The organism is Streptomyces sp. NPDC104309 (genome assembly GCF_055584025.1).
Genome location: NZ_JBVJMV010000077.1, coordinates 1137 through 23049, shown reverse-complemented (window position 1 = coordinate 23049; position 21913 = coordinate 1137). Strand labels below are relative to the sequence as shown.

21 protein-coding genes and 1 pseudogene are annotated in these 21913 nt (G+C 67.6%); 9 read left to right on the top strand and 13 right to left on the bottom strand.

Features of this window, described 5'->3' with window-relative positions; translation table 11 throughout:
* A partial coding sequence (locus ACZ68L_RS44295) for a PaeR7I family type II restriction endonuclease (protein ID WP_469589998.1) occupies window positions 1–552 on the top strand: 552 nt, incomplete at its 5' end.
* 68 nt (window positions 553–620) lie between these two features.
* On the opposite strand, the gene ACZ68L_RS44290 is transcribed toward ACZ68L_RS44295, so the two are convergent.
* Window positions 621–986 carry a PaeR7I family type II restriction endonuclease gene (locus ACZ68L_RS44290; protein WP_469589995.1) on the bottom strand — a complete coding sequence of 122 codons (366 nt, stop codon included), beginning with the start codon at window positions 984–986 and terminating at the stop codon, window positions 621–623.
* Between the two features lie 15 nt (window positions 987–1001).
* Between ACZ68L_RS44290 and ACZ68L_RS44285 the strand changes: the two genes are divergently transcribed.
* The 3 genes from ACZ68L_RS44285 (at window position 1002) to ACZ68L_RS44275 (ending at window position 3469) form a co-directional block, all read left to right on the top strand.
* Window positions 1002–2435, top strand: coding sequence for a relaxase family protein (locus tag ACZ68L_RS44285; RefSeq protein ID WP_469589992.1), 1434 nt, complete (start codon window positions 1002–1004; stop codon window positions 2433–2435).
* A 114-nt stretch (window positions 2436–2549) separates the two neighbouring features.
* Complete coding sequence (locus tag ACZ68L_RS44280; protein ID WP_469589989.1) at window positions 2550–2918, top strand: hypothetical protein; 369 nt, start codon at window positions 2550–2552, stop codon at window positions 2916–2918.
* A 158-nt stretch (window positions 2919–3076) separates the two neighbouring features.
* Window positions 3077–3469, top strand: a complete 393-nt coding sequence (locus ACZ68L_RS44275) for a hypothetical protein (RefSeq protein WP_469589987.1) — start codon at window positions 3077–3079, stop codon at window positions 3467–3469.
* 118 nt (window positions 3470–3587) lie between these two features.
* Here ACZ68L_RS44275 and ACZ68L_RS44270 read toward each other — a convergent pair whose 3' ends face one another.
* From ACZ68L_RS44270 to ACZ68L_RS44225, 10 genes are all read right to left on the bottom strand, one after another.
* Window positions 3588–4265, bottom strand: a complete 678-nt coding sequence (locus ACZ68L_RS44270) for a hypothetical protein (protein WP_469589984.1) — start codon at window positions 4263–4265, stop codon at window positions 3588–3590.
* 98 nt (window positions 4266–4363) lie between these two features.
* Window positions 4364–4807 carry a hypothetical protein gene (locus ACZ68L_RS44265; RefSeq protein WP_469589981.1) on the bottom strand — a complete coding sequence of 148 codons (444 nt, stop codon included), beginning with the start codon at window positions 4805–4807 and terminating at the stop codon, window positions 4364–4366.
* Between the two features lie 90 nt (window positions 4808–4897).
* Entirely contained in the window at window positions 4898–5647 is a 750-nt protein-coding gene (locus tag ACZ68L_RS44260) for an SPDY domain-containing protein (RefSeq protein ID WP_469590000.1), read from the bottom strand.
* A 158-nt stretch (window positions 5648–5805) separates the two neighbouring features.
* Window positions 5806–6792 carry a hypothetical protein gene (locus ACZ68L_RS44255; protein WP_469589978.1) on the bottom strand — a complete coding sequence of 329 codons (987 nt, stop codon included), beginning with the start codon at window positions 6790–6792 and terminating at the stop codon, window positions 5806–5808.
* A gap of 50 nt (window positions 6793–6842) precedes the next feature.
* Entirely contained in the window at window positions 6843–7865 is a 1023-nt protein-coding gene (locus ACZ68L_RS44250; protein ID WP_469589975.1) for a glycosyltransferase, read from the bottom strand.
* Window positions 7866–9158, bottom strand: coding sequence for a serine--tRNA ligase (gene serS, locus ACZ68L_RS44245; RefSeq protein ID WP_469589972.1), 1293 nt, complete (start codon window positions 9156–9158; stop codon window positions 7866–7868).
* Window positions 9151–9867: a histidine phosphatase family protein gene (locus tag ACZ68L_RS44240; protein WP_469589969.1), complete on the bottom strand. Its 717-nt coding sequence runs from the start codon at window positions 9865–9867 to the stop codon at window positions 9151–9153. Before ACZ68L_RS44240 ends, serS begins: the two co-directional genes overlap by 8 nt.
* Entirely contained in the window at window positions 9864–10796 is a 933-nt protein-coding gene (locus ACZ68L_RS44235; protein ID WP_469589966.1) for an aminoglycoside phosphotransferase family protein, read from the bottom strand. Before ACZ68L_RS44235 ends, ACZ68L_RS44240 begins: the two co-directional genes overlap by 4 nt.
* On the bottom strand, window positions 10796–12046 hold the full coding sequence (locus ACZ68L_RS44230) for a methionine adenosyltransferase (RefSeq protein ID WP_469589963.1): 1251 nt from the start codon (window positions 12044–12046) through the stop codon (window positions 10796–10798). Before ACZ68L_RS44230 ends, ACZ68L_RS44235 begins: the two co-directional genes overlap by 1 nt.
* Window positions 12047–12125: 79 nt before the next feature.
* Window positions 12126–13019 carry an aminoglycoside phosphotransferase family protein gene (locus tag ACZ68L_RS44225; protein ID WP_469589960.1) on the bottom strand — a complete coding sequence of 298 codons (894 nt, stop codon included), beginning with the start codon at window positions 13017–13019 and terminating at the stop codon, window positions 12126–12128.
* A gap of 188 nt (window positions 13020–13207) precedes the next feature.
* Here ACZ68L_RS44225 and ACZ68L_RS44220 point away from each other — a divergent pair, with 188 nt between their 5' ends.
* The gene (locus tag ACZ68L_RS44220; protein ID WP_469589957.1) at window positions 13208–14431 is read left to right on the top strand and encodes a helix-turn-helix domain-containing protein; all 1224 of its coding nucleotides are present in this window, start codon (window positions 13208–13210) and stop codon (window positions 14429–14431) included.
* A gap of 9 nt (window positions 14432–14440) precedes the next feature.
* The gene (locus ACZ68L_RS44215; RefSeq protein WP_469589954.1) at window positions 14441–14920 is read left to right on the top strand and encodes an NUDIX domain-containing protein; all 480 of its coding nucleotides are present in this window, start codon (window positions 14441–14443) and stop codon (window positions 14918–14920) included.
* A gap of 410 nt (window positions 14921–15330) precedes the next feature.
* Here ACZ68L_RS44215 and ACZ68L_RS44210 read toward each other — a convergent pair whose 3' ends face one another.
* A complete protein-coding gene (locus ACZ68L_RS44210) occupies window positions 15331–17355 on the bottom strand; it encodes a hypothetical protein (RefSeq protein ID WP_469589951.1) in 2025 nt (674 codons plus the stop codon).
* Between the two features lie 532 nt (window positions 17356–17887).
* Between ACZ68L_RS44210 and ACZ68L_RS44205 the strand changes: the two genes are divergently transcribed.
* The 3 genes from ACZ68L_RS44205 (at window position 17888) to ACZ68L_RS44195 (ending at window position 21047) form a co-directional block, all read left to right on the top strand.
* Window positions 17888–20296: a UvrD-helicase domain-containing protein gene (locus ACZ68L_RS44205; RefSeq protein ID WP_469589948.1), complete on the top strand. Its 2409-nt coding sequence runs from the start codon at window positions 17888–17890 to the stop codon at window positions 20294–20296.
* A gap of 67 nt (window positions 20297–20363) precedes the next feature.
* Window positions 20364–20759, top strand: a complete 396-nt coding sequence (locus tag ACZ68L_RS44200) for a DUF6009 family protein (protein WP_469589945.1) — start codon at window positions 20364–20366, stop codon at window positions 20757–20759.
* A gap of 96 nt (window positions 20760–20855) precedes the next feature.
* Window positions 20856–21047, top strand: a complete 192-nt coding sequence (locus ACZ68L_RS44195; RefSeq protein ID WP_469589942.1) for a hypothetical protein — start codon at window positions 20856–20858, stop codon at window positions 21045–21047.
* A gap of 305 nt (window positions 21048–21352) precedes the next feature.
* Here the strand turns inward: ACZ68L_RS44195 and ACZ68L_RS44190 are convergent.
* Window positions 21353–21784: pseudogene (locus ACZ68L_RS44190) on the bottom strand (site-specific integrase); the annotation flags it as partial.
* Between the last annotated feature and the right edge of the window lie 129 nt (window positions 21785–21913).

The window sequence follows — 21913 nt, the reverse complement described above, 5'->3', positions numbered from 1 at the left end:
GGCTCTGTGCTGGGCATAAGGGACGGTTCTCCTGTCGTGCCCTCTCAGGCTAACCCCGCAGAACGGGATGTCTCACCCAAGGCTGACAGAGAGGGAGTCGTGCACGAGGGTGTACTCGTCGCGGCCTTTGAGCTGAAGGCACTCGGCGGGCCCTCGTACGGCAACAACTACAACAACCGGGTCGAGGAAGCGCTTGGCAGCGCTGTGGACCTTCGCCGTGCAGCCCTCGCCGAGCTGTACCCGAAGGAGAAGCCCTGGCTTGGCTACTTCTTCATCATGCAGGACGGCGAAGGCTCTCGCAGGCCGGTCAAGACAGCAAAGGGCGCCCTGCCGCCCGACGAGATCTGGCACGGCACCTCGTACCAAGACAGGTTCGGGATCTTCTGCGAGCGCCTTGTGGCGGAGCAGCTGTACGACGCCGCGTGCTACGTCACGTCCTCGGCTGAGGATCCAAAACCGATCGAGCTTGTGGAGAGCCTCGATTGGAGACATCTCTCAGCAGCGATCAATGCTCGCCTCACTTACCTGAAGGACCTCGGTATCCCTGGGTAGCAGCGCCGAGTCGACGCACAATGGGCCCTTTCCCTCCAGACACTCACAGGAGGGAAAGGGCCCATTGGCTATTCACGTTCGCCGAGCATTGCCTTGACGTGCTTGACACGACCCTCGATGGCAGCTTGCAGAGCGTACCCAGTCGCAGTCTGCATAGGTTCCTTGTACGTCACAGTTCCGTCTTCGGCCCTCTGCGTGGTTACGAACCACCCGAGGTCGTACACGTTCTTGCCGACGAAGCGACTGATCATCTCCTGGTAACGCTGGGCGTACGACATACCCTCAAAGGCCGGGTCAGTCTTGAACAGTGCGGATGACTCACGATCCCGCTGCTCAGTGTCCTCCGTCTCTTCAAGAACGAAGACATATCCAAGCCAAAGAAGGCGCTGGATCTGCGGGTCGAGCAGGCAGGCGACAAAGCACCCCAGGGGCATGTGTGGCACTGCTCGGTGCGCGCCGCACCCGAGGACCGCACCCTGTCCGACGCCGAGTGGGCGACGATCGCCCGGCGCATGGTGCACGCGACCGGCATCGCACCGGAGGGTGATCCGGACGGTTGCCGCTGGGTCGCCGTGCGCCACGCGGACGACCACATCCACATCGTCGCCACCAAAGTCCGCGGCGACCTGCGCCCACCGCGGAACTGGAACGACTACCACCGCGCCATGACCGAACTCACCGCGATCGAGAAGGACTTCGGCCCCACCCAGGTACCGCGCGGTCCGGAAGCGGCCGCTGGTACCCCGGCCGCGAAGCGCCCCACCCGCGCCGAGCAGGAGAAGGCCCAACGGCAAGGCCGCAACACCACGGCACGCGAGCAGCTGCGGCACACCGTCCGCGCCGCGCTCTCCCACGCGCAGAACCTGGACGACTTCTTCAACCTGCTCGCCGACGCCGGCCTCCAGGTCGAAACCCGCACCCTGCCCTCCGGCGACCTCCAGGGCTACAAGGTCGCCCTGCCCGACGAGCACCCGCCCATCTGGTACTCCGGCTCCAAACTCGCCACCGACCTCTCCCTCCCCCAGATCCAAAAGCGCCTGGCCGCCGCCGAAGCGCCCTCCGACCCGGCAACATCACGGTCCACGGTTCACCGCCCCGACCCCTGGCACCAGGCCACCGCAGCCGCGGAACGCATCCCCCACCACCTGGCCCACGCAGACGACCCCACCGTCCAAGCCCACCTCACCGTCTTCGGTGAAATCCTGTACGCCCTACCCGCCCACGCTCCTGTCTCGCTCAGGGCCGAACTCCAGAGGGCTGCGCTCGCCTTCGAGCACGCTGCCCACACCCGCGCTCGGGTCGACCACCAGCATGCTCGTGCCCTGCGCGGCGCCCTGAAGGGCATGCGCCACCAGCCCGCGGATCTCACCGGGCTGGCGATGCTCCTGGATGTCGCCATCGTCGTCGTCCTCGCCACTGAGCGCCGCAGTGCCCTGCGCCACCACGACCGGCAGGTGGCCGCAGCCCGGCAGACGCTCGTCCATCTTCAGGCTGCCTACGACCAGATCGCCCCCGCCGGCCTGATCCATCTCACCGGGCGCCGGCCCTCCGACCGCGCGGTTCAGCGCTACGTCCGCATGCTGCGCGACGTCCTGCCCGCCCATGCTGAGCAGATCCTTGCCGAGGCCGCCTGGCCCGCACTCACCACCGCGCTTGCCGCCGCCGAAGCCGCCGGCCACAAACCCGCTGCCGTCCTTCAACAAGCAGCACAGCAACGCTCCTTGGACGACGCGAAGTCAGCATCCGAGGTCCTCGTCTGGCGCGTTGAACGCCTCGGCCGAAGGCACGTCCCCGGTCCCGGTGCACGGGCCGCGCAGGCCGCTGGCGGGCACCCTCCAGCCCCTTACGTGCCCTCGTCATCCCCATTGGGCCGGTCTCGATAAGCGAGCTGTACGCCGCTCAAAGGCGCGGAATATAGCCGATGATCCCCGGTTACCGAAACCGGGGATCGTCCGGAGTATTTGGGGCCCAACCCGCGCTCCGGAAGGAACCCCTGCATGATCCCGACCCAGCTCCGCCCTCAGGTCATCGCACTCGCCGCCGACGTGGACATCACCCACCCCGAGGCACCGGAGCGCCTGTACCACCTCGACGGCCGCGAGCTCACCGACGCCGAGTACGACCTGTTCTCCACCATCACCCCGGACGAGATATCGATTGCGGTCACGCACAAGCTGCCCGCCGTCCCGGAGCTTCCGAACGAGCGCCTTAAGGCCGGGAAGGCTCTCATCGACCTTTTCATGAAGTACGTGCACCAGGCGCCCGACAGCACCATCGACGACATCTTCGACCTCATGACCGACGAGGACTACGAGGAGTTCGAACGCCTGCGCGCGGTCCAGAGCGGCCGCGCCCACACGGCGTGAACCGACCTCCCACAGCACGCCGGCCGTCACCGGAACCCCAATCGGGCTTCACGACCTGCTGGAACTACTGCGCCGTAAAGGTCCCAGCCATGACCCACCCATGCCTCGGCCCAAGGCGCCTCTGCGCACCAACCCCCGACTCCAGAAGGAACCCCGGCATGCCCCAGACCGACGTCCGCCCCCACATCGTCACCCTGCTTACGGAAGTGGATTACAACCGTCCCGACGACCGAACGTGCCTCTACCGCTGCGACGGCAGCCCGATGACTGCCGCGGAGCACACCTTGGTGTCCACAGCTACCCCGGCGGAGTTCAGCGCCGCCGAGAACCAGATGCGGCTCGAGGACGAGTTGGCGCGCGAGCTCGACGAGATGAAGCAGGCTTTCGTCTCGCTCCTCATGAAGTACTTCGCCCGGCTCCCGGAAGGCTCCGTGGCCGAGGACGCCGTCGAGATCACGACCGCTGAGGACTACGCAGAGTTCCAGCGCATACTCCCGCTCGTCACAGCACAGGACACCCTTGAGTACCGCGCCCTGCATGGATTGGACTGATACCACGCATCCACGGCAGCCCCAGGCCACCGCTCCGGGCTATCCCCGACGTCCCTGACTCCGAACATGCCGCAGGCCCGACCGAAACACCGGCCGGGCCTGCGGCATGACCTCCGATTCACCTGGCCATACGGGCTTTTGCCACTGCCTTCTCCAGGTGGGTATCGACCAGCGCAGCCGAGCCAGCGACGACAACAATCACCGCTCCGATCCGTACAGCCGTCTGCTTGACCATTGTGCTGCGTCCGTCGGTGGTGAAGGTGAGCAGCTGGCTCCACTGCTCGTCGCCGAGGTCGGGCGCGGTCGACTCCTCGGTGCCTATGTCGATGACCGTGCTACCCGAAGCCACCTGGTACGAGGGGCAGGAGAGCATCGCGTCGAAGACCTTCCCGATGCCCGTGGACAGCTTCGCGGCGCTGTCGCTGTACAGCTCCTCGCTCACTTCGGAGCTGCTGCTGCCGCTGTAGGTGAAGGACACCTTCGCCTTGCGGGCGAAGTCGAGACCAGAGCCGGTGGCCGCGTCGCCGCCGAGCTTCTCCAGCGACGGGCAGCCGATCACGGTCACGTCGTCGCTGCGGCGAGGGGCGTCGGGCTTGCGGGTGTAGCCCTCGCCCAGGTCGCTCTCGTTCAGCAGCCGCTGGTTCAGCTGAGTCGACGACAGCGGCACGGGTGCCGTGGGCGTGCTGCCGCCCCGGTGCGCGGGGGCGGCGGACTCGGCGTGACCGGCGCAGCCGGTCAGGGCGAGGACGGTGCAGACGGCACTGAGGCCGAGGGCGGTCGTGGTGGAGCGGCGCATACGAGAAACCCCTGTGGTGATGCGAGACGGATGGTCTGACCGGGTCGGCCCTCCGGGCGCCGACGAACGCAGGGTTGGGGGAAGGGGTTTCGCGTCTTTCAGTGGCCGAGGTGGCGCAGGCCGTCTTCGAGGGTGGGGTGGAAGTGGTCGACCGGACCGGAGTTGCGGTTGTACCAGGCGCTGTCCAGCCGGGTCTCGTGTGCCTCGTGGCCGGCCTCGCAGCGCAGCCACACCGAGTCGTCACGCATGTTGAAGACGATCCAGTTCCGGTACGCACCGCAGTGGCAGGCGTGGAGTTCGCCGTCGATGACGAGCGGCAGGTCCCAGCGCATCATGAAGCCCGACACGTCCTGGCGGCACGGCGCCCGGAATTCCGGCGGCAGGAAGTCGGGCACCACCGTGGCGTCGGTCGGCGCGGCCGGGGTCGGCGCCGAGACCGGGTCGGGAACCTCGGGCCACTCGGTGTGCATGGCCAGCAGCGCCTGACCGGCACGCTGAGCCTCGCGGAACTCGCGGTCGGCGCGGGAACGACGTCGGAACATGAGGTCTCCGCCTCTTTCATCGGGCGTGTGCGGGAACGGGGATCCGGGGAGGCGATCGGGGCCTAACAGCCTGCCCCAGTAGGACAGTTGTCAGCTGCGGCGGACGATGGTGAGTCTGTCCTCCGCGCTGGCAGGCAGCGAGCGGCGCGGCACAGGGGCCGGCGAGGCGACCGAGGAGGCGAACACCGCGACCAGGTCATTCGGGCCGCTAGAGCCGAAGCTCGCGCACCACAGATACGGATCGCCGAGACCGGGCTCCGCCCATGCCTGCCAGCCCATCTGGCCAGGGCGCGGATCGGCGTCCTGGGCGAGCGGCGGCATCAACTCCAGCGAGACGCTGGCGGAGAAGCCGGGGTCGAAGGCGGCGGTACGGGGACGGTCGGCGTCGCGGAACCAGCCCCGAGCGCCTAGCTGCTGGAGCACCACGTCCGGCCCGTCGAATCCTTGGTCCGGCGCCACACGGGCGTCGAGCGCGAGGAGGAAGTCTGTGAGCGCCTCGTACGGCACTCCGGCGGTGAAGTACGCGTTCCACTCCACCATCACGGAGTCGGCGCGCGACCGGGCGCTCACCTGCCAGGCCACAGGCAGACCGCCCAGCTCGAACGGGTAGGAGGCCAGCAGCCATTCGGCGCCGCGCAACCCATCCGGGCTGACGTACATCAGAGTGTTGCGCGCGGTCGGCCACACGCGCCAGTCAAGAGCGGTCAGGGTGTCACCGACCTGCTCGGCAAGAACGCCGTCGTCACCGGCCAGGTGACGCGGGGCGACCCAGTACACCGGGTCCTGCGAGTCGGAAGGAAAGGGTTCGTCGGGGCGACGCGAGTGCAGGGGCACCTCCAGGTGAATCGGGACCAACTTCTAGCAGGGTGTTGTACGTTGACATGCCGTGCCGCGGCGATCCAGTCATTCCGGGCTCTTTCCCGTCTGCCGTAGGCGAACTGGCGAATCTGTTGAGGGCCGCCCCTGCCGGCGAGGGCCCGGTGGCTCGCGCATCCAGCTCACGGATGTTGCGCAGAGTCAGCTTCCGGCGGCTCCGGCTGACCTGAATGCCGCTCCATCTCCACCTCGACGGCGCGAGCGACTTCTGGCCAGGGGACACTGAGAGGGCTGAAGAGCGACCAGTAGTCGTGCGCGTCTCGGACGATCGCGCTGACACCGAGGCGGACAGCATCGGGGGCGATCGTGCCCACGACGCGACGGGTGATTCCGCCGGCGCCCCGGGCCGCCGGGGCGATCGCGAAGCCCAGGAGAAGCGTGGCGGTGCGGATGGCGTCCAGCGTCGCCGGTGGTGCCGCGTGGGCGAAGCGGCCGTAGATCAGGTCGCACCAGCGAGCCTGGGTGCGCGCCCACGCCAGGCGCTCCAAGCCCGTTCCGAGGTCCACCGCCAGGCGATCGGGGTGGTCGGTGTGCCACAGGAGGACGATGTCCCCGAGGGTGAGGTTCCGGTGGGCGAAGCGGAGCGTGATGCCTTCGACCTGCCTCCGCCGCCACGGTCGCAACGATCCGTAGATCCGCAAGTGGCGTGCGTGAAAACCGAGTTGGGAGAGCGTGGTCACCCAGCCGTCCAGGACGGTGCCGTACTCGTCCAGGTTGTTCACGCGCTGCACGCGGGAGACGTTGACGAAGGAGGTGAGGAACCCGTCCTTCAGGAGGCCCGTGGCATCGCGCTGACCGGTGAAGCGGACGACCGGCTGGGCGAGGAAGCCCCTTCGGTAGGTGTGGGGCCTGCCGTCCTTGAGGAGCGGATCGAGGGCTTGTACCGCGGAGATGGTCAGTTCCGTCTCTCTACCCCAGCGGAGGGGGAGACAGCTGTCACGAGCGGCTCCGTCACTCGCGAAGGAGGTCTCCAGGCTGTCGAGCAGCTCCCTCCACGAGGGGCTTCTACGTGGTGGTCTGTAAGGAGTGCCTCGGCATGGGTGCCGGATTTCGATGCGGTCGGCGATAGTCGTGAACTCCCAGTGCGGCCCTAACTTCGCGCGGAGCACGGCAGGTATCTGTCGGGCCAGCGTGTCCCCGACCGAGCTGGCCGATCGGGTCAGCACGGCGGTGCCGCCATCGCGGTGAAGTGCCGCGCCGGATCGAAGCGATGGAGACCGACCTCCTGGACTTGCTGGTGATCCAGGCTCTCCGCCTGCTCGATGGCGTGTGCCAGTTGGCGGGCGGCGGTCTCGTCGTCCACCTCGGGGTCGGCCACGGCGATGGTGCCGGTCTCGTCGCACAGGGCTGCTTCGGCGCAGGTGCCCGTGCGCCAGGTAAGCGCGGCCATGGGTGTGCCGGCGCGGAGGGATTCTCCGAAGACAGCGGCACCGGCCTCCACGTAGGTTCGGGCGTACGTGTAGACGAAGACGGAGGCGTCGCGGATGGCTGCGGTCTTGGCGGGGCCGCCGAGTTCGCCGACCCACTCGACGTGGTCCGCGTTGAGGAGCCGAGCGTGGCGGCGTACGTACTCCTCGTCGAAGACCGGGCCGACGATCCGTATCCGGCGACCGAGTAACTGGGCTGCACGGGCCGCCAGATGGGGCGCCTTCTCGGCGTCGACGCGACCGAGCCATACGAGGTCGCCCCCGGCGACGGCGGGCGGCTCCTCTTCGTCGAGGCCGAGGTGTACGGCCAGTTCCGGGAGGGGCTCGCAGCTGGCGTACCGCTCGATCATCTCGGGCGAGTAGCAGTAGAGGCGGGACCGCTTGCCGTCGAATGCGGCGTCGGTGTGCTGGAAGACCGGGGAGTGCTGGAACGTGGCGACGTCGCAGTCCAGCCCTCTCCACGTGCGGGTCCATGCGGGCAGCGAGGGGTATTCGTGGCCGACGACCAGGAGGTCGTAGTCGTTGGCGCGGAGCTCGCGTTCGGCGAGCGATCCGGCGGTGATGTCCTCCAGGCGGACCGGCTTGCGGACCCAGTCGTGTTCCAGGTCCGTGAGCCAGCCCGGCCCGAGGAGGTGTACGTCGGCGCCTGCGGTTCGGGCGCCTACGGCGACCGCCCACAGCCATCGTTCGATTCCGCCGTATCCAGCGGGTGGAAAGGCGTAGCTACCGGGGAAGTCGCAGACGCCGACGAGCACTTATGCCTCCGGTGTTCCGTCCGCCGAGATCCGGCGGAAGCCGAGGTACGGGAAGAGAGATTCGGGGAGGACGAGCGAGCCGTCCTGCTGCTGGCACTGCTCAAGGAGCGCGGCCAGGGTGCGGCCGACGGGCAGGCCGGAGCCGTTGAGCGTGGCAACGAGCTTGGGCTTGCCGTCCTCGCCGCGGGTGCGGATGTTGGCGCGGCGGGCCTGGAAGGTGCCGAAGTTGGAGATCGAGGAGATCTCCCGGTAGGTGTTCTGGCTCGGGATCCAGACCTCGATGTCGTACGTGAGCTGGGCGGAGAAGCCGGTGTCACCGGCGGCCAGCTTGACCACGCGGTAGGCGAGCCCGAGCTCCTTCAGGCACGCCTCGGCGTGGCCGACCATCGTCTCCAGCTCGGCCTCCGCCGTCTCCGGGTCGACGATCTTGACCATCTCGACCTTGGAGAACTGGTGCTGGCGGATCAGGCCGCGAGTGTCGCGCCCGTACGAGCCGGCCTCCGAGCGGAAGCACGGGGTGTGGGCCGTGAGGGCCAGGGGCAGCTCGGCGGGCGGGATGATCTCGTCGGCGTAGAGGTTGGTCAGCGGGACCTCTGCCGTCGGGATGAGGAACAGGTCGCGATCGGCGGCGCCGGTCTTGAACAGGTCCTCCTCGAACTTCGGCAGCTGGCCAGTGCCGGTCATCGTCTTGCGGGTCACCAGGTACGGGACACCGTGCTCGACGTAGCCGTGGCGGCGCGTGTGGATGTCGAGGAAGAGCGTGGCCAGCGCGCGCTCCAGGGCGGCGCCGGCGCCGCGGGAGACCGCGAAGCGTGAGCCGGACAGCTTCGTGGCGCGGGCGAAGTCGAGGATGCCGGTGGCCTCGCCCAAGTCGACGTGGTCCTTCGGCTCGAACGAGAACACCGGCGGGTTGCCGACGCGCCGGATCTCGACCGCGAACTCCTCGGAGTCGCCGTCCGGGGCCTCGTTGTCGGGGAGGTTCGGGATGGTCAGCAGGAGCTCGGTGAGCTCTTCCTGGACCTTCTCCTGCGCGGCCTCGATGTCGCGGATCTGGTCCTTCAGCTCGCGGGCGCGCTCCTTCAGCTTGGAGATGTCCCCACCCTGCTTGGCCGTCTGCTGGACCTCGCTCGCCACCCTCTTGGACTCCGCCCGCAGCTCGTCGGCCGAGCGGATGCTCTGGTTGCGCCGGGACTGGAGGTCTTCCAGCCGGGACAGGTCCAGGGAGTAACCGCGACGAGCGAGCCGACGTACCGCTTCGGCACCCATTTCAATCAGGGCGCGGGCATCATGCATGGGGAAGATCCTTCTTATCCGGCGAGTGGGACGGGGATACCGCATCGACGGCAGCAACCGCCGGACCCTCGCCGGTCCGCAATATCGACGCGTCACCACTGGCGGTGATCTCGCGCAGAGTGGCCGATTCAAGATCATCCAAGAGCTCCGTGGCCAAGAGGGAAAGATCGTCGTCGGCGATTGTGAGTGGCTCGATATAGGGAGCCTCGGCGAAGAACAGCGGCATGGGCTCGCCAGCCGCGCGATCTTCATGCCAGTGGAGGACGGACACCAGCAGGCCGTGCCCGACCAGGACGCGGGGCCCCGGATGCTCCAGAGCGGCGAGGACGCCGGTGAGCAGCCTGCGTATGCCCTCATGCTGCGACTCCGCGGCGCCCGGTGGGCGCCGACGAGGACCGTGCTCGTCGAGCCAGGCCGCGTATTCGAGGAAGGGCTTGCCCTCGAACTCCCCGTAGTCGAGTTCGTTCAGCCGGGCGTCGACAACCAGCTCGGGCGAGGGGACGCCCATGAGGAGCGAGGCGGTCTGCCGAGCTCGCGGAAATTCGCTGGTCAGCCAGGTGGCCACGGAATGGAGAGGGAGGACGTTCCACGCACGGCCGAGCGGCTGTCGGCCTTCGTCGGTCAGAAGAATCTGCTTGGTCGGGTCGCCGTTGACGAGGTACCGCTTGCTGTAGTCGGTCTGGCCATGGCGAAGGATGTACGTCGTCACGATCCGCTCCGAGGGGTTGTCGCTGTCGCCTGAAGCTCGCTGAGCACAGTGGCCATGAACGTGGCGCGTGGGTCGCCGGACTCCACGTAGAAGAGGAGGCCGTGGACCGCCAGGAGTCGGCACCAGGGTGCGAGCACGGGGATGGGGATCCGAGACGCACGTGAGGCGACGGCCAACCGTACGGACGTCCCACGCCCGAGCTCGTAGTAGACGGACCAGAACGCCCAGTCGAACGCGGGGTCGCCCACCATGGGGAGCGGATCGATAAGCCGGGGGTGTCCCCGCCAGTCGAACAAGACGTTCTCCCGGTACAGGTCGGCGTGCAGCACCGTCGCTCGGCGGGAGCCCTCCTCCAGTTCGGCGACGGCAGCGAACCCTGCTTCGACGAGGGGATGCCAGCCGCCAAGGTCGAGTTCGCGCATCCGCCGATCGATCTGCGGATGGACGTCGTGGGCGAGGTAGTCGGTAAGGAGTGGAAGCTGCTCCGACCGGAGCCTGTGGCGCCCCAAGGTGTGGAGCCCGTAGACGGCCGCCGCCACCACCTGCAACTCCCGCCGCGGCCGATCCGCGCCGCCAGGTTGCCCTCCGATGAGTTCGAGCGCGGCCACGGCCAGGTCGTCCGCGGCCTCCACGACCTCGACCGTGGGGCCACGGGCCCAGAGCCGTAACGCTTCCACCTCGTGGCGAAAACGAGATGGATCAACCCATGCTTTGAGAAGCAGCGGACGCCCGTCGGGACGGGCCGCGGTCGCGATCACCGAGGCGTGGCCGGCGTCGTGGTACGCCACGAGCGTCAGCTTCCACCTCCCTGCCGCACGTACCAGCAGACCCGGGACGGCGTCGAGCCACGGCTTGACCGTAGGCCCGTAGTGCGCCAGCAGCCGCTGCCTGCACCCCGCGGGGATCTCTCCGAGCGTCCGCTTCGTCATCAGCTCAGCTCGATCCCGTCCGAGACGAGCTCATCGGTCAGGGCCGGGAACTCGCCCAGTACCTCCGCGACGAGGGCCTGCACCTTGTCGACCTCAGCGTCCGGGGCCGAGAGGCGGACGAGGATGCGCCAGGGTTCGTCCAGACGCTGGCCGGTGGTGCTGACCAGATGCACTTCCGCGTGCCCGTCGGTGGTCTCGTGCAGGCGGTGGGCCAGGCGCTGCGCGGCGATGTTGTAGAGCTTGCCGACGTGGTAGACGGGGTTCTTTCCGTTGGCACCCTCCAGGTTCATCGGCCGCAGAGGAGTGATCAGCCCGTTGACGCGGTTGCCGCGACCGACGACGCCCTCGTCCCCCGACTCGATCGAGCTTCCGGTGTAGGTCAGGTACAGCTCGTCCTTCTCCGGGACGTCGCGGGCGTTGAGCCGGATGCGCGCCTGGGCGCCCGGCAGCCGGAGGCCGGCCAGCCGGTGGCACTCGGCGAGGACGGTCTCCTTGTTGCGGATGTACTCGGCTCGGCTGGCGACGTGCCGCGACTTCTGCGGCACGCACAGGACGATGTCGGCCTCGTCGCCGTCCCAGAAGCCCATCAGCTTGACGTCGGACCCGCACCACGCGTGGGAGAGGGTGAACTCGCTCTCGCCGGAGAAGTGGTTCACCAGGTCGCGGACGAACGACTCGAAGGCGTTCTCGGGAGCCCAGCCGGTCCCCAGCGACGTGTCGTTCGAGAGCCGCACCCGACGCTCGCGCAGGTCGTCGACGGAGCGGGGATTGAACCAGCGCGCACGGTCGGGGGTCCCGTCACCGGTGAGGACCGCCCCCGGGCTGGAGTTGCTGGTGATGTTGAAGACGATGTCGAGGTGGTCCGACACCTCGGGCAGCCGCTCGGCGAAGAACGCCCGCACCTCGGCCTCGACGATCTCCTCAACCGGGATCGTCTCGCCCCCGCACATGGGCGCCGCGCGCCCGTTGACCAGGACACGGACCGGGGCGGTCATCTCGCCTGCCCCGTAACGGACTTCGCTGGCACCGCCGAGGAGCGCGAGCTTGTCGAAGTTGTGGTGCAGTACGGCACCAAAGCGCGCGACGGTGTGGTGGCTGTAGGCGCGGGACAGTCGCTCGGCGAGATGATCGGCGAGGGTGTCCGGGTGGCCGAGGCCCTTCCGCTCGACGATGGTCGTCGCGTCCGGTCTGGCCACGGCGGTGTCGATGACGAGGTGGCTGTTGCCGATGATCGTGCTCGTACGAGGCATCACGAACTCCCGTTCAGGGGTGGGAAGAAGGAGATGAGCGCAGGCGTCAGCACGCCTGGACGAGCGGTGCGGTCGAGATTCAGCGAGGAACGCCGGAGGCGCGGAGATGCGCCACGATCTCCACGAGCGACCTGTACGCGGAGACTGCCTGCTCTTCAGCAGCGAGTCGGACGAGGTCGTGGGTGGTGACGAGCTCGATGTCCTGGGTCCGACGGCGATCGAGCCAGAGGAGCAGGCGCCAGGCGAGCGCCGGCCCGCAGAACGGCAGGCGGTCCGCGAGGTCGAGCAGAATGCGCGCCGGCGCTACGTCCTCGTACAGCAGGTCCCGTACGAGGTGGAAGACGACATCGGTGTAGTCGAGAACCGCCGGGCCACAGGCGCTCGCCTCCCAGTCGACGACGTGCAGGTGCTCTCCGTCGACAAGAAGGTGCTCAGGCTTGAGATCGCCATGGAGGGGAACGGCTGGATGGGAGTTGATCGGCTGGAGGGCCTCCCTCAGCTCTGCCCACCAGGGCAGCCACCGACAGCGAGCGGAGAACTGGTCCAGCAGGAACTGGCTCGCGGGAACAGGACTGCCGGGCCGTGCCGCCCAGCCGGGTCCAGGGGTAGCGCCGGCGGTGGGTCGGTGAAGCATGCCGCTCACAGCCACGACGTGGCCGATGTAGTCCTCCGTCTCCTTGTAGGTGGCAACCGAGCAAGGCATCCCATTGACCGCCCGGAACACCGTCCAGGACCCGGCCTCGCCGTCTCCGGTCGCCAGGACGGCCGGAACCGAGATCCCACGCAGGGCAGCATGCCGGACAGTGGCGGCCTCCCGCCGACGACGGCCCTCGGGGTCGATGCCGACGTAGACCTTCAGCAAGGCACTGCCGTCCGTAGCGAACCGCGTCCTCGAGTACGGCTTCAGGACTGCCGCGCCGAACGGACCGAACCTCTGGGCGCCCCATGGCTCCGCGAGCTTCGTACTGCGCACCCTCCACACCTCCGTCCCATTCGAGAGCCGACTTGATCGCCAAAGGCCGCCAACGCGAAGGGAGTTACCCCCATCGCCCTGCGGCTTTCTCGGTCTGCTGCGACAGTAGGCGCGGCGCCCCGCAGTACCCCGGAAAAACCTTCCGGGGTCGATTCCGGCCACGAGGTGATGCTCAGGACATGCGAGGGATGACAGAGAACCTGACCATCGGCGAACGCGTCGCCTGGTACCGGCGCCGACGCGGACTTTCCCAAGAGGTCCTGGCCGGCCTCGTCGGCCGCACCACGGACTGGCTGAGCAAAGCGGAGAACAACCGGATCGAGCTCGACCGCCTCTCGGTGATCACCTCACTCGCCGAGGCTCTCGACGTCTCACTCGGGGACCTGCTCGCCGAGCCGACACTCCTGGAGTGGTCGAGCGACAGCGGCCGCCGCACGGTGCCCGCTCTGCGTGACGCGCTCATGGACTACAAGCAGCTCACGCCCCTGCTGGGCTCGCCGCCCGACGAGGAACCGCCGACCCTGCCGAGCCTGCGCGCCAACGTGGAGGAAGTTCTCGACGCGTACCAGGCATCGCGCTACGGCTTCGCCACCCGGCGTCTGCCTCTCGTCCTGGCCGACGCCCTCGCAGCGTCCCGTACCTACTCGGGACACGACAGGGAGGAGGCCCACGCCCTGCTCGCCCTGACCTACCAAGGCGCCGCCATGGTTCTGGGCAAGGTCGGCGAAACGGAGCTCGCCTGGATCGCCGCTGACCGCGGCCTGGCAGCCGCTCAAATCAGCGGCCAGAGCGCGGTGCTGGGCTCGCTCTTCCGAGCAGTCACACACTGCCTCCTCGCCACCGGACGCTTCGCCCCGGCAATCCAGCTGGTGAACGACGCGGCAGCCACCATGCAGCCGGCCCTGACCCGAGCCGACGACGAGCACCTCTCCGTGTACGGCACGCTCTTCCTCACTGGGGCCATGGCCGCCGCACGCGCAGAGGACCGTGCCACCACGCAGACCTTCCTCAGGGAGGCCGATGAAGCCGCACAACGGCTGGGCGCCGACGCCAACCATCTGTGGACAGCCTTCGGCCCGACCAACGTGGCCATCCACTGCGTAGCAACCGCCGGAGAACTCGGGGACATCCAGATAGCCGCCGACCTCGGCCCACGCATCGACACCAGCGGCCTGCCGGTGGAACGACGCGTTCGCCACAGCCTCGAAGTCGCCCGAGCGCTCAGCTCCTGGAACCGGACTGACGATGCCTTGGACGCCCTGCCCGACGCCGAGCAGATCGCCCCGGAGCAGGTACGTCACCACTACCTCAGCCGCGAACTGGTCATCGGCTGGATTCGCGGAACCCGAGGGCGACCTTCTCAGCCCGTAGCCGACCTGGCCCGAAGGCTTCACATCGTTGCCGGCGGTTAGGGTCGACAGGTGAGCGAGAACGAGCACGAAGCCAAGATGGCCCACCCGCGCATGGCAGCCGGCGCGCTCTTCTTCGACGACGCCGGTCGAGTCCTGCTGGTCGAACCGTCGTACAAGGACTACCGCGAGATCCCCGGCGGGTACGTCGAGCGAGGCGAGTCCCCACGGCAAGCCTGCGTCCGCGAAGTCCACGAAGAACTGGGCATCAAGCCCCCTATCGGCTCCCTGCTCGTCGTGGACTGGGCACCGAACCCTGGCGAGGGCGACAAGGTCCTCTACCTCTTCGATGGCGGCCGCCTGAGCCCGGACCTCCTGGGCCAGATCAGCCTGCAAGCCGACGAGCTCCGCAGCTACGACTTCCACCACGCCGACGAGCTGGCCGAACTCACCATCCCCCGGCTCGTTCGCCGCATCACCGCCGGCATGCGGGCCCACGAGAGCGGCGTGACCGCCTACTTGGAGCACGGAACGACACCAGGAGCTGGATAGAGCAAAAGCGCCTTCTCTCCCAACGTAGCGTCGGGAGAGAAGGCAGCGACCTTAACGGGCAACAGTGATGCGAGGCAGCGCCTTGTTTCGCTCAGGTCCTATGGCCAGTCCAATACGGCCCTCGATGCGACGGACAGACCGAACCGGAGTCTCGTCCTTGAGCGGGATGACGTACGCGGTGGTCCAGTCGAGCGTCTTGCTGACGTCTTTGGCGTGCTGGGCAAACCGAGTAGCGATGCCAACAGTGGTTGACCCGACATAGAGAACTCGGCCTGACCAGCCACACACCACGTAGACCGCCCGACTCGCGATGAAGTCGGCCTTCGGGCCGAACGGCAGGGCCCCGGATGGCCCGTCGCTGCGCAACCACTCCCCTGCATACGCTGCGAGGGACGCGAGTTTCCCGGGGGTCATGAAGCAACCTCAGCAGCATCCTCGTCGTTCCACTCCTCAACTGCTTCGTCAGGGCTGTCGAGGAACTCAGCGGTCCAGCTGTCTTCCCGCCTGCCGGTCGTGTGGCCTGCCCTGCGGTTGCGTCGTTCCCAAATTCGCCCCCAGAAGTCGAGGTCGGCACCGGCCGCGTCCAGGACGCCCTTCCACTCCTTGACGTGGCTGAGGTCGATGCCAACGGTCTCGACGTGATCCGTTCCATCGCCCGCTTTGACTCCTCGCAGAGCAGCCACCGCCTCTTCGAGCTGACGTACAGCGGCGCCGAAGGCGGCGGCAGCGTCGCGCAACGCGTCGTCAGGGGTGTCCATGGATGTTGGCCGGGCTGGGGAGCCGGCCTTCGGGAACGTCGAGCGCAGGTACACATCGCTCAGGGTCTGATCCTGCGCACGGTCATCGGTAAGCCGAATCGTGCCGTCTTCGTTGACTGCGCGCAGAGCAGAGCGGCCGTCGTTGTGGTCGGCGATGGCCCGGTGCAGCTGCTGGATTCCCAGGCGGGACGTGAGCATGGTGTCGATAACCTCACCCGGACGGCGTCGGTCATCGGCGTTCGGGTTGTTGCTCGTGCCACGATCCGCCCACAACGACAGCGTGGCAATGAGCGGATATGCGGCGCGAGCTGCGAGTTCAAGGCGGGCCTGGCCAGCGGTTCCCGCCGGGTCGGCGTCAAACTCACGGAGGGCGTCCTCGAGCACCACGTCGGCATCACGATGCGTGGGCTTGAAGTGATTGTCACGCACGGAGACGAATCCATGCTGCATATAGCGACGCACCCGGTCAGGGCTCGCGCCTTCTCCGGCCACGGACCTCACGATCAGCGCCACCGCGAGCTTGACACGGACATTCTTTGTGATGCGCTTGCGCGTCGACTGGCGGGTCACAGCGTCTCGAATCGCATCCCGAACAGCCTGGTCGTTGCTGGTGAACAGGGCAATGATCTCGGCTGCCCTGATAGCCGGGTCCGTCGGCAGATGGGCAGTCTCTGCCTGCGAACGGCTGATGGCGCCGGCCAACCACCTACGCCGCAGAGGGGTGAGGATCCGCCGGTCCTCCATAACGGTCAGCGCCTCGTCCGCGAGTGACTCGAGTTCCGGTCCTTCGCCCCACTCCTTCGGGGCGTCGACGTGCCTCAGCGCGACGAGCGACTTAACCGCGGAGGAGAAGCGGTCGGGCCCGCCGGGCAGCGGTCGGTAGCCGACAAGAATCAGCGCCGGCATAGTCTCGCAGCGCAGCGCCTCGGACTGCTTGACCGTGGGGCCCTGCTCAAAGGCCGTGTTCAGCTCCTTGATGCGGCCCCTCATGAAGGTATCGGACTCGGCCTTCACGACGACATCGACGCTGTTGCCGTCTCCCAGAAGGTCGTGGGCGGCCGTAGTACGTGATGATCCCTCGGCGGTGGTCACGGCCCACAGGTCCGGGCTCTCCTCAGAGGTATGCCTGTAGCGGTTTGCGACAAGCCACACCTCGGTCAACACGCCCTGGTTGCGGATCGAGTACCGCCAGTCGTTCGCATCAAGTACAGCGCGGGCAGCGAGGGCCGATGCCCACGCCATGTGCTCGGCTGATTCGATTTCCACTTCGAGGTGTGGCGTGGTGCCGGTGCTGGTGGGGTCATCCACGGGCGCGAATCGGGACTCCTCGTCCGTTCCCGGTTCGATCGCAATGGGATGGCGGCGGGCGTCGCCGATGCGGGGGTTACGGATGTCGGGCAGCGCACGGCGCGTCCATACGCGCGCACGAACCGCGAGAAGGGTTCCGCCCGTGATGGCCAACGCCGTCGGAGTCTCGATCGACCGACGAAGTTCAGCCGGGTCCACTACGGCGTTGGCGACACAAGCGGCTGCCTCCGGCGCTAGATCGAACGCGTCGACGAGCTTCTCCGCCGCCTTTCGGCGGGCAGCGATCGGAGCAAGCTCAGGAAGCTTGTCCACCGGTCGCGGAGGTACGTGATCGTGGGGCGCGGCCGTCTCTTCAAAGATCGCGGTCATGTTCCGTTGCCCTCCTGGGCGTAATCGGGCACGCCAAAGGAGCACGGAACAGTGGATTCACTGATCGTCCTGCTCGCTCCCGGGTGCCACACGAATGTGGTCCGTGCCCGGGAGGTCGGACGACTCAAGCCGTCAGGCGCATCCCCTCCGACACTTCTGAGGTAAGCCCCAGCGTGGTCTTCGGCGGCAACGCGGCACTCGGCATGGTCTGCGGCGTGAGGAAGCGTGGCCTCCACGTTGCCTACCTCAGAGGGAACCCTGAAGTGACCATGCTCCGCTCCACGCGTCGCAGGCGGCACCAAAGGTAGCACGCTGCACGTAACTCGCATTGTGCAACGTCAAGTTGTCCCGCCTCCCGTACCAGGGGCGCACCTCAGGGAGGGGTTCGCCACGGAGGCCCCTGCGTCCCCCGAGAGAACGCCGAAGGTCGCGATCACGCCACCGTACGTAAGACCGCATTGACGGTTAGTCACGAGAAGGGGCACTCTGCCGCCTGCGGTACATAAAGCCGCGCTTCCCAGAGAGGACTCCTGTGGCCATAGAGCCAACCGAAGAGCAGCAGGCTGCCCGCGAACTATTCGCCTCTGGACGGGACTTGGCGCTGGTCGCCGGCGCCGGAACAGGCAAGACGTCCACGCTGATCCTGATGGGCTCTGCGACCCGAAAGCGCGGGCTGTATGTCGCCTTCAACCGGTCGATCGCCGACGACGCCCGCGGCCGATTCGGGCCAAACGTGGAATGCCGCACCGCGCACTCCCTCGCCTTTCAGGCAGTGGGGCATCACTACCGTGAGCGTCTGAACAACTCGGCACGCATCCCCGCCAAGCACACCGCCCAGATGCTAGGCATCACCCGCGATCTGGACGTCAACTCCCGCCGCATCAAGGTCAATCACCAGGCGCGCCTCGTGATGGGCATGATCCGCAGGTTCTGCTACACGACCGACCGGCAGGTCATGGCCCGCCACATGGAGTGGGTCAACGGCCTCGACGACCAGGCGCAGGACTTCGTCGCGCGCACTCTGCTCCCCTACGCGCATCGAGCGTGGCAGGACATCTGCTCCGCCGCGGGCAAACTGCGGTTCGAGCACGATCACTACATGAAGCTGTGGGCGATGACCGAGCCGGTGCTGCCAGCCGACTTCGTCCTGCTGGACGAGGCCCAGGACACCAACCCCGTCCTGGAGGAAGTCTTCCTCGCCCAGGAGGCACAGCGGATCTGCGTCGGCGACCCTGCCCAACAAATCTACGGATGGCGCAGCGCGCGGGACGTGATGACCGGCTTTCCGGCCGATCACCTCCACCTCACCCAGTCTTTCCGCTTCGGTCCGGCCATCGCCACGGTGGCGAACCGCTGGCTCAAGCACGCCGAGTCCGAGATGCAGCTCACGGGGCACGGCCCCAGCTCCTCACGTATCGACAAGGTGACGCACCCGGACGCGGTGTTGTGCCGAGGGAACGCCGATGCCATGCAAGAAGTTCTGGCTTTCCTGGAGTTGGGCATCCCCGTGGCACTGACCGGCGGCGGCAGCGCACTGCATCGCATCGCGAAAGCCGCCATGGAGCTGAAAGCCGGAAAGCGCACCAGCCATCCCGAGCTGTTCTTGTTCAGCTCCTGGGGCGAGGTGCAGGAGTACGCCGAGCAGGACAAAGCCGCTCAGGACCTGAAAGCCATCGTGCAGCTGGTGGACACCTATGGGCCCGACCAGATCATCTCCGCGGTGGATCGGCTTTCTCCCGAGCAGGACGCGAAGGTCACCGTGTCCACCGCGCACAAGGCCAAGGGCCGCGAGTGGCCCTCCGTACGGATCGGCAAGGGCTTTATGGCCCCCTCCGTCGATGATGACGGCCTACAGCGCCCGCTGAACTCCAGCGAGGCCCGCCTGATCTACGTCGCGGTCACCCGTGCCCGTCACCAGCTGGACACTGAAGGCATCGCCTGGATCGACTCCTACGAGACCGCCATGGCCGGCACGGGCCGCGACGGCACAGTGGCCGGACGGCCGATGATCGAACTGAGCTTGACCGGGCAACTGAAGTACGAGGGCTCGCCCATCTCACAGTTCATGGCGCATCGCCTCCCTTACAGCGAGAACCTGGTGCGCGACTACCTGGGACGCATCACCCGTCTTCCGCACCCCGTCCAGCCCATCGACGTGCAACATCCGAACTGGTCGGCACTCGGTCACGCCATCGACTATCGGCTCCGGCTCTCGCTAGGCGGACGCCTGGGGCCCGCCGTGGCCCTCGGCGTCTGGGCCCTCGATGGCGCTGAGGACCTCCGCGGGGTTCCGGGGCCGGCGAGCCGGAAGGCCCTGCACGTCGCGGGACAGCAGCTCCTGGCCGCGGTCGACGCCTACCTCGCTGCCCCGGAGAGCGTGGACGACGACGTGCTCACCCGACTGTGCTTCGTCGCGGGATTCTTCGAGGACATTGCCCGTACTGGTCAGATCCGCCGATTCAGCATGCTCGCCGGAGCGACCCCCGCTACCAACCTGGACGACCTCACAGGCGCCGTCCCCACGTACGTACTCGAAGACGTCGGCCAGCAGATGCAGCTCGCCGCCAGCCCATTCGCCGGCTTCCGCCGCCTGCCGTCCAAAGCTCGTGTCTGCGGCCCGGTGTTCACCGGCAGTGGCGACATCGGAGGAGCCGACGCCGACTACATCCTCGACGGCCTCCTGCTGGACTGCAAAGCCACCAAAGACCCTCGTCGCCTGGGCCGCGACGAGATCTACCAGCTGGCCGGTTACCTGCTCCTCGACTACGACGACGAGTACGGCATCGACCACGTCGGCCTCTACCTGTCCCGCCAAGGCGGCCTGATCACGTGGGAGGTCGGCGAGTTCCTCCGTCGGCTCGGCGGCGACGTTCCGCTCCGGCAGTTGCGTAACCAGTTCCGCCAGCATCTGCGCACCGCGGGCGGCAGCCACAAACCGTAACGCCGCCTCCCCCGCCATCCGGTCGCGCTTTCAGAGCACCCACTGCAGACACTCGGGAAGGATCCACGTGAGCAAGGACCCAGTAGATATCCAGCACGAGGAACGCATCGTCTGGAGCGAGGACATCGATGGATTCGACTACGTGCGCGAGACCCTCATCACGGAGGCTGGCACGCGGGCACGTCCGGTTTCCTGGAACGGAGCTGGCCGCCGCGTCGGATACTCGACCCTCAAACGCGACGCCCCGAGCAATGACTCAGCTGGCAAGTTCACCAGGCGAATCTTCTGGATCAAGGAGCACGACCGCTCCGAAGACTCCACCGGGACTTACAAGATCGGCACACCCAGCGAAGGCGTGGACCCCCGTACCGTCGCCCCCGGCGTCTGGGGCGACGTGACAGAACGAGCCTGGGGCGGCCCAATTCCGGACGCGTCGGTCACTCCACCACCCGAAACTCGATAAGGAACGACGGCCGACCGCGGACTCACGCCGGACCAGCCTGGGCCATTGCGCCCCGCAACGCCCTCGTTCAAGGAGACTCGCGCTGTTGAGCAGGGCGTGACGAAAGCCTTCGCAGACTGGCTCTACCTGCACGAGGTAAGCGTGCCGGAAACTCTTGGGGCCGCTGTCAGCGAGGAGTTCAAACGCTGGCTGTGGGCCAACAACGAAGAGCTGATAGCGGCCATCGCCGACGCCGTGGCCCGGCAGACCGCGCCTCCGAAGCAACCGCCCTCCACGACGGAGGGATGAGCGAACCAGCAGTGCTCATGTGGGGTGGTGATCAGGCAGAACGCGGTGATCCATGGTTGCAGTTCTGGTTGCATTCACCGGCGTACAGCACCGTTCGGGACCTCCTCCCGTCTCAGCTGAACCGCAGGTCAGGACGCCCCCGCACACCCCAGAACCCCCAGACGAACATTTGGAAAGCGTGTTGGGGGCAACCCCTCACGAGTTCGAATCTCGTATCCTCCGCCATTGCTCTCACCGGGCAATACGTCGAAGGGCCCCACCGCTTGCGGTGGGGCCCTTCGACGTTCGTAGTCTCATCTGCAGGCTCAACGAGACTTTTCGGAGTCCTCCGCGCCACCGGCGCAAGCGTCGTTGGCCACTTCCCGGATGAGTCCCCCGACCCGCTGCGCGACGTCGGCGAGAATGCCGCCCGTCACGTGCTGAGACCGGGCCGCCATCGCCGTGGATGACCGGCCCGTGATCTGCATCACGACTCGTTCGCGGACACCGATGACGCGGCGGCCGGCGCGCGACTTCGTGTTGGCCGTGTCCTCGTACTTCCTGACCCGCTTCTTGCAGTAGCCCGGCTTGGTGCCGCAGTCGCCGCCGCACCCGTGCAGGTACTTCGGCCGCAGAGGGTTCTTCCGGACCCGCAGGGCGCCGTTGGCAGTATCGACATCAGCCCAGCGCAGCCCGAGCGCTTCTCCCTGCCGGAGCCCCAACGCGAGCGCGATGCTCCACCTCCTCAGCGCGGCGGCGCCGGGGGGGGGGGGGCGCCCCCCCCCCCCCCCCCCGCCCCCCGGGGGGGGGGGCGGCCCCCCCCCCCCCCCCCCCCCCCGCCCGCCCCCCCGCCCGGGGCGCCAGCGCGCCCCCCCCCCGCGCCAAAC

Bases quoted from the DNA above. Each gene is read 5' to 3' on its own strand.
- ACZ68L_RS44220 (WP_469589957.1), top strand. From the start codon at position 13,208: ATGACAGAGAACCTGACCATCGGCGAACGCGTCGCCTGGTACCGGCGC.
- ACZ68L_RS44290 (WP_469589995.1), bottom strand. From the start codon at position 986: ATGCCCCTGGGGTGCTTTGTCGCCTGCCTGCTCGACCCGCAGATCCAG.
- serS (WP_469589972.1), bottom strand. From the start codon at position 9,158: ATGCATGATGCCCGCGCCCTGATTGAAATGGGTGCCGAAGCGGTACGT.
- ACZ68L_RS44265 (WP_469589981.1), bottom strand. From the start codon at position 4,807: ATGTTCCGACGTCGTTCCCGCGCCGACCGCGAGTTCCGCGAGGCTCAG.
- ACZ68L_RS44230 (WP_469589963.1), bottom strand. From the start codon at position 12,046: ATGCCTCGTACGAGCACGATCATCGGCAACAGCCACCTCGTCATCGAC.
- ACZ68L_RS44270 (WP_469589984.1), bottom strand. From the start codon at position 4,265: ATGCGCCGCTCCACCACGACCGCCCTCGGCCTCAGTGCCGTCTGCACC.
- ACZ68L_RS44275 (WP_469589987.1), top strand. From the start codon at position 3,077: ATGCCCCAGACCGACGTCCGCCCCCACATCGTCACCCTGCTTACGGAA.
- ACZ68L_RS44280 (WP_469589989.1), top strand. From the start codon at position 2,550: ATGATCCCGACCCAGCTCCGCCCTCAGGTCATCGCACTCGCCGCCGAC.
- ACZ68L_RS44210 (WP_469589951.1), bottom strand. From the start codon at position 17,355: ATGACCGCGATCTTTGAAGAGACGGCCGCGCCCCACGATCACGTACCT.
- ACZ68L_RS44235 (WP_469589966.1), bottom strand. From the start codon at position 10,796: ATGACGAAGCGGACGCTCGGAGAGATCCCCGCGGGGTGCAGGCAGCGG.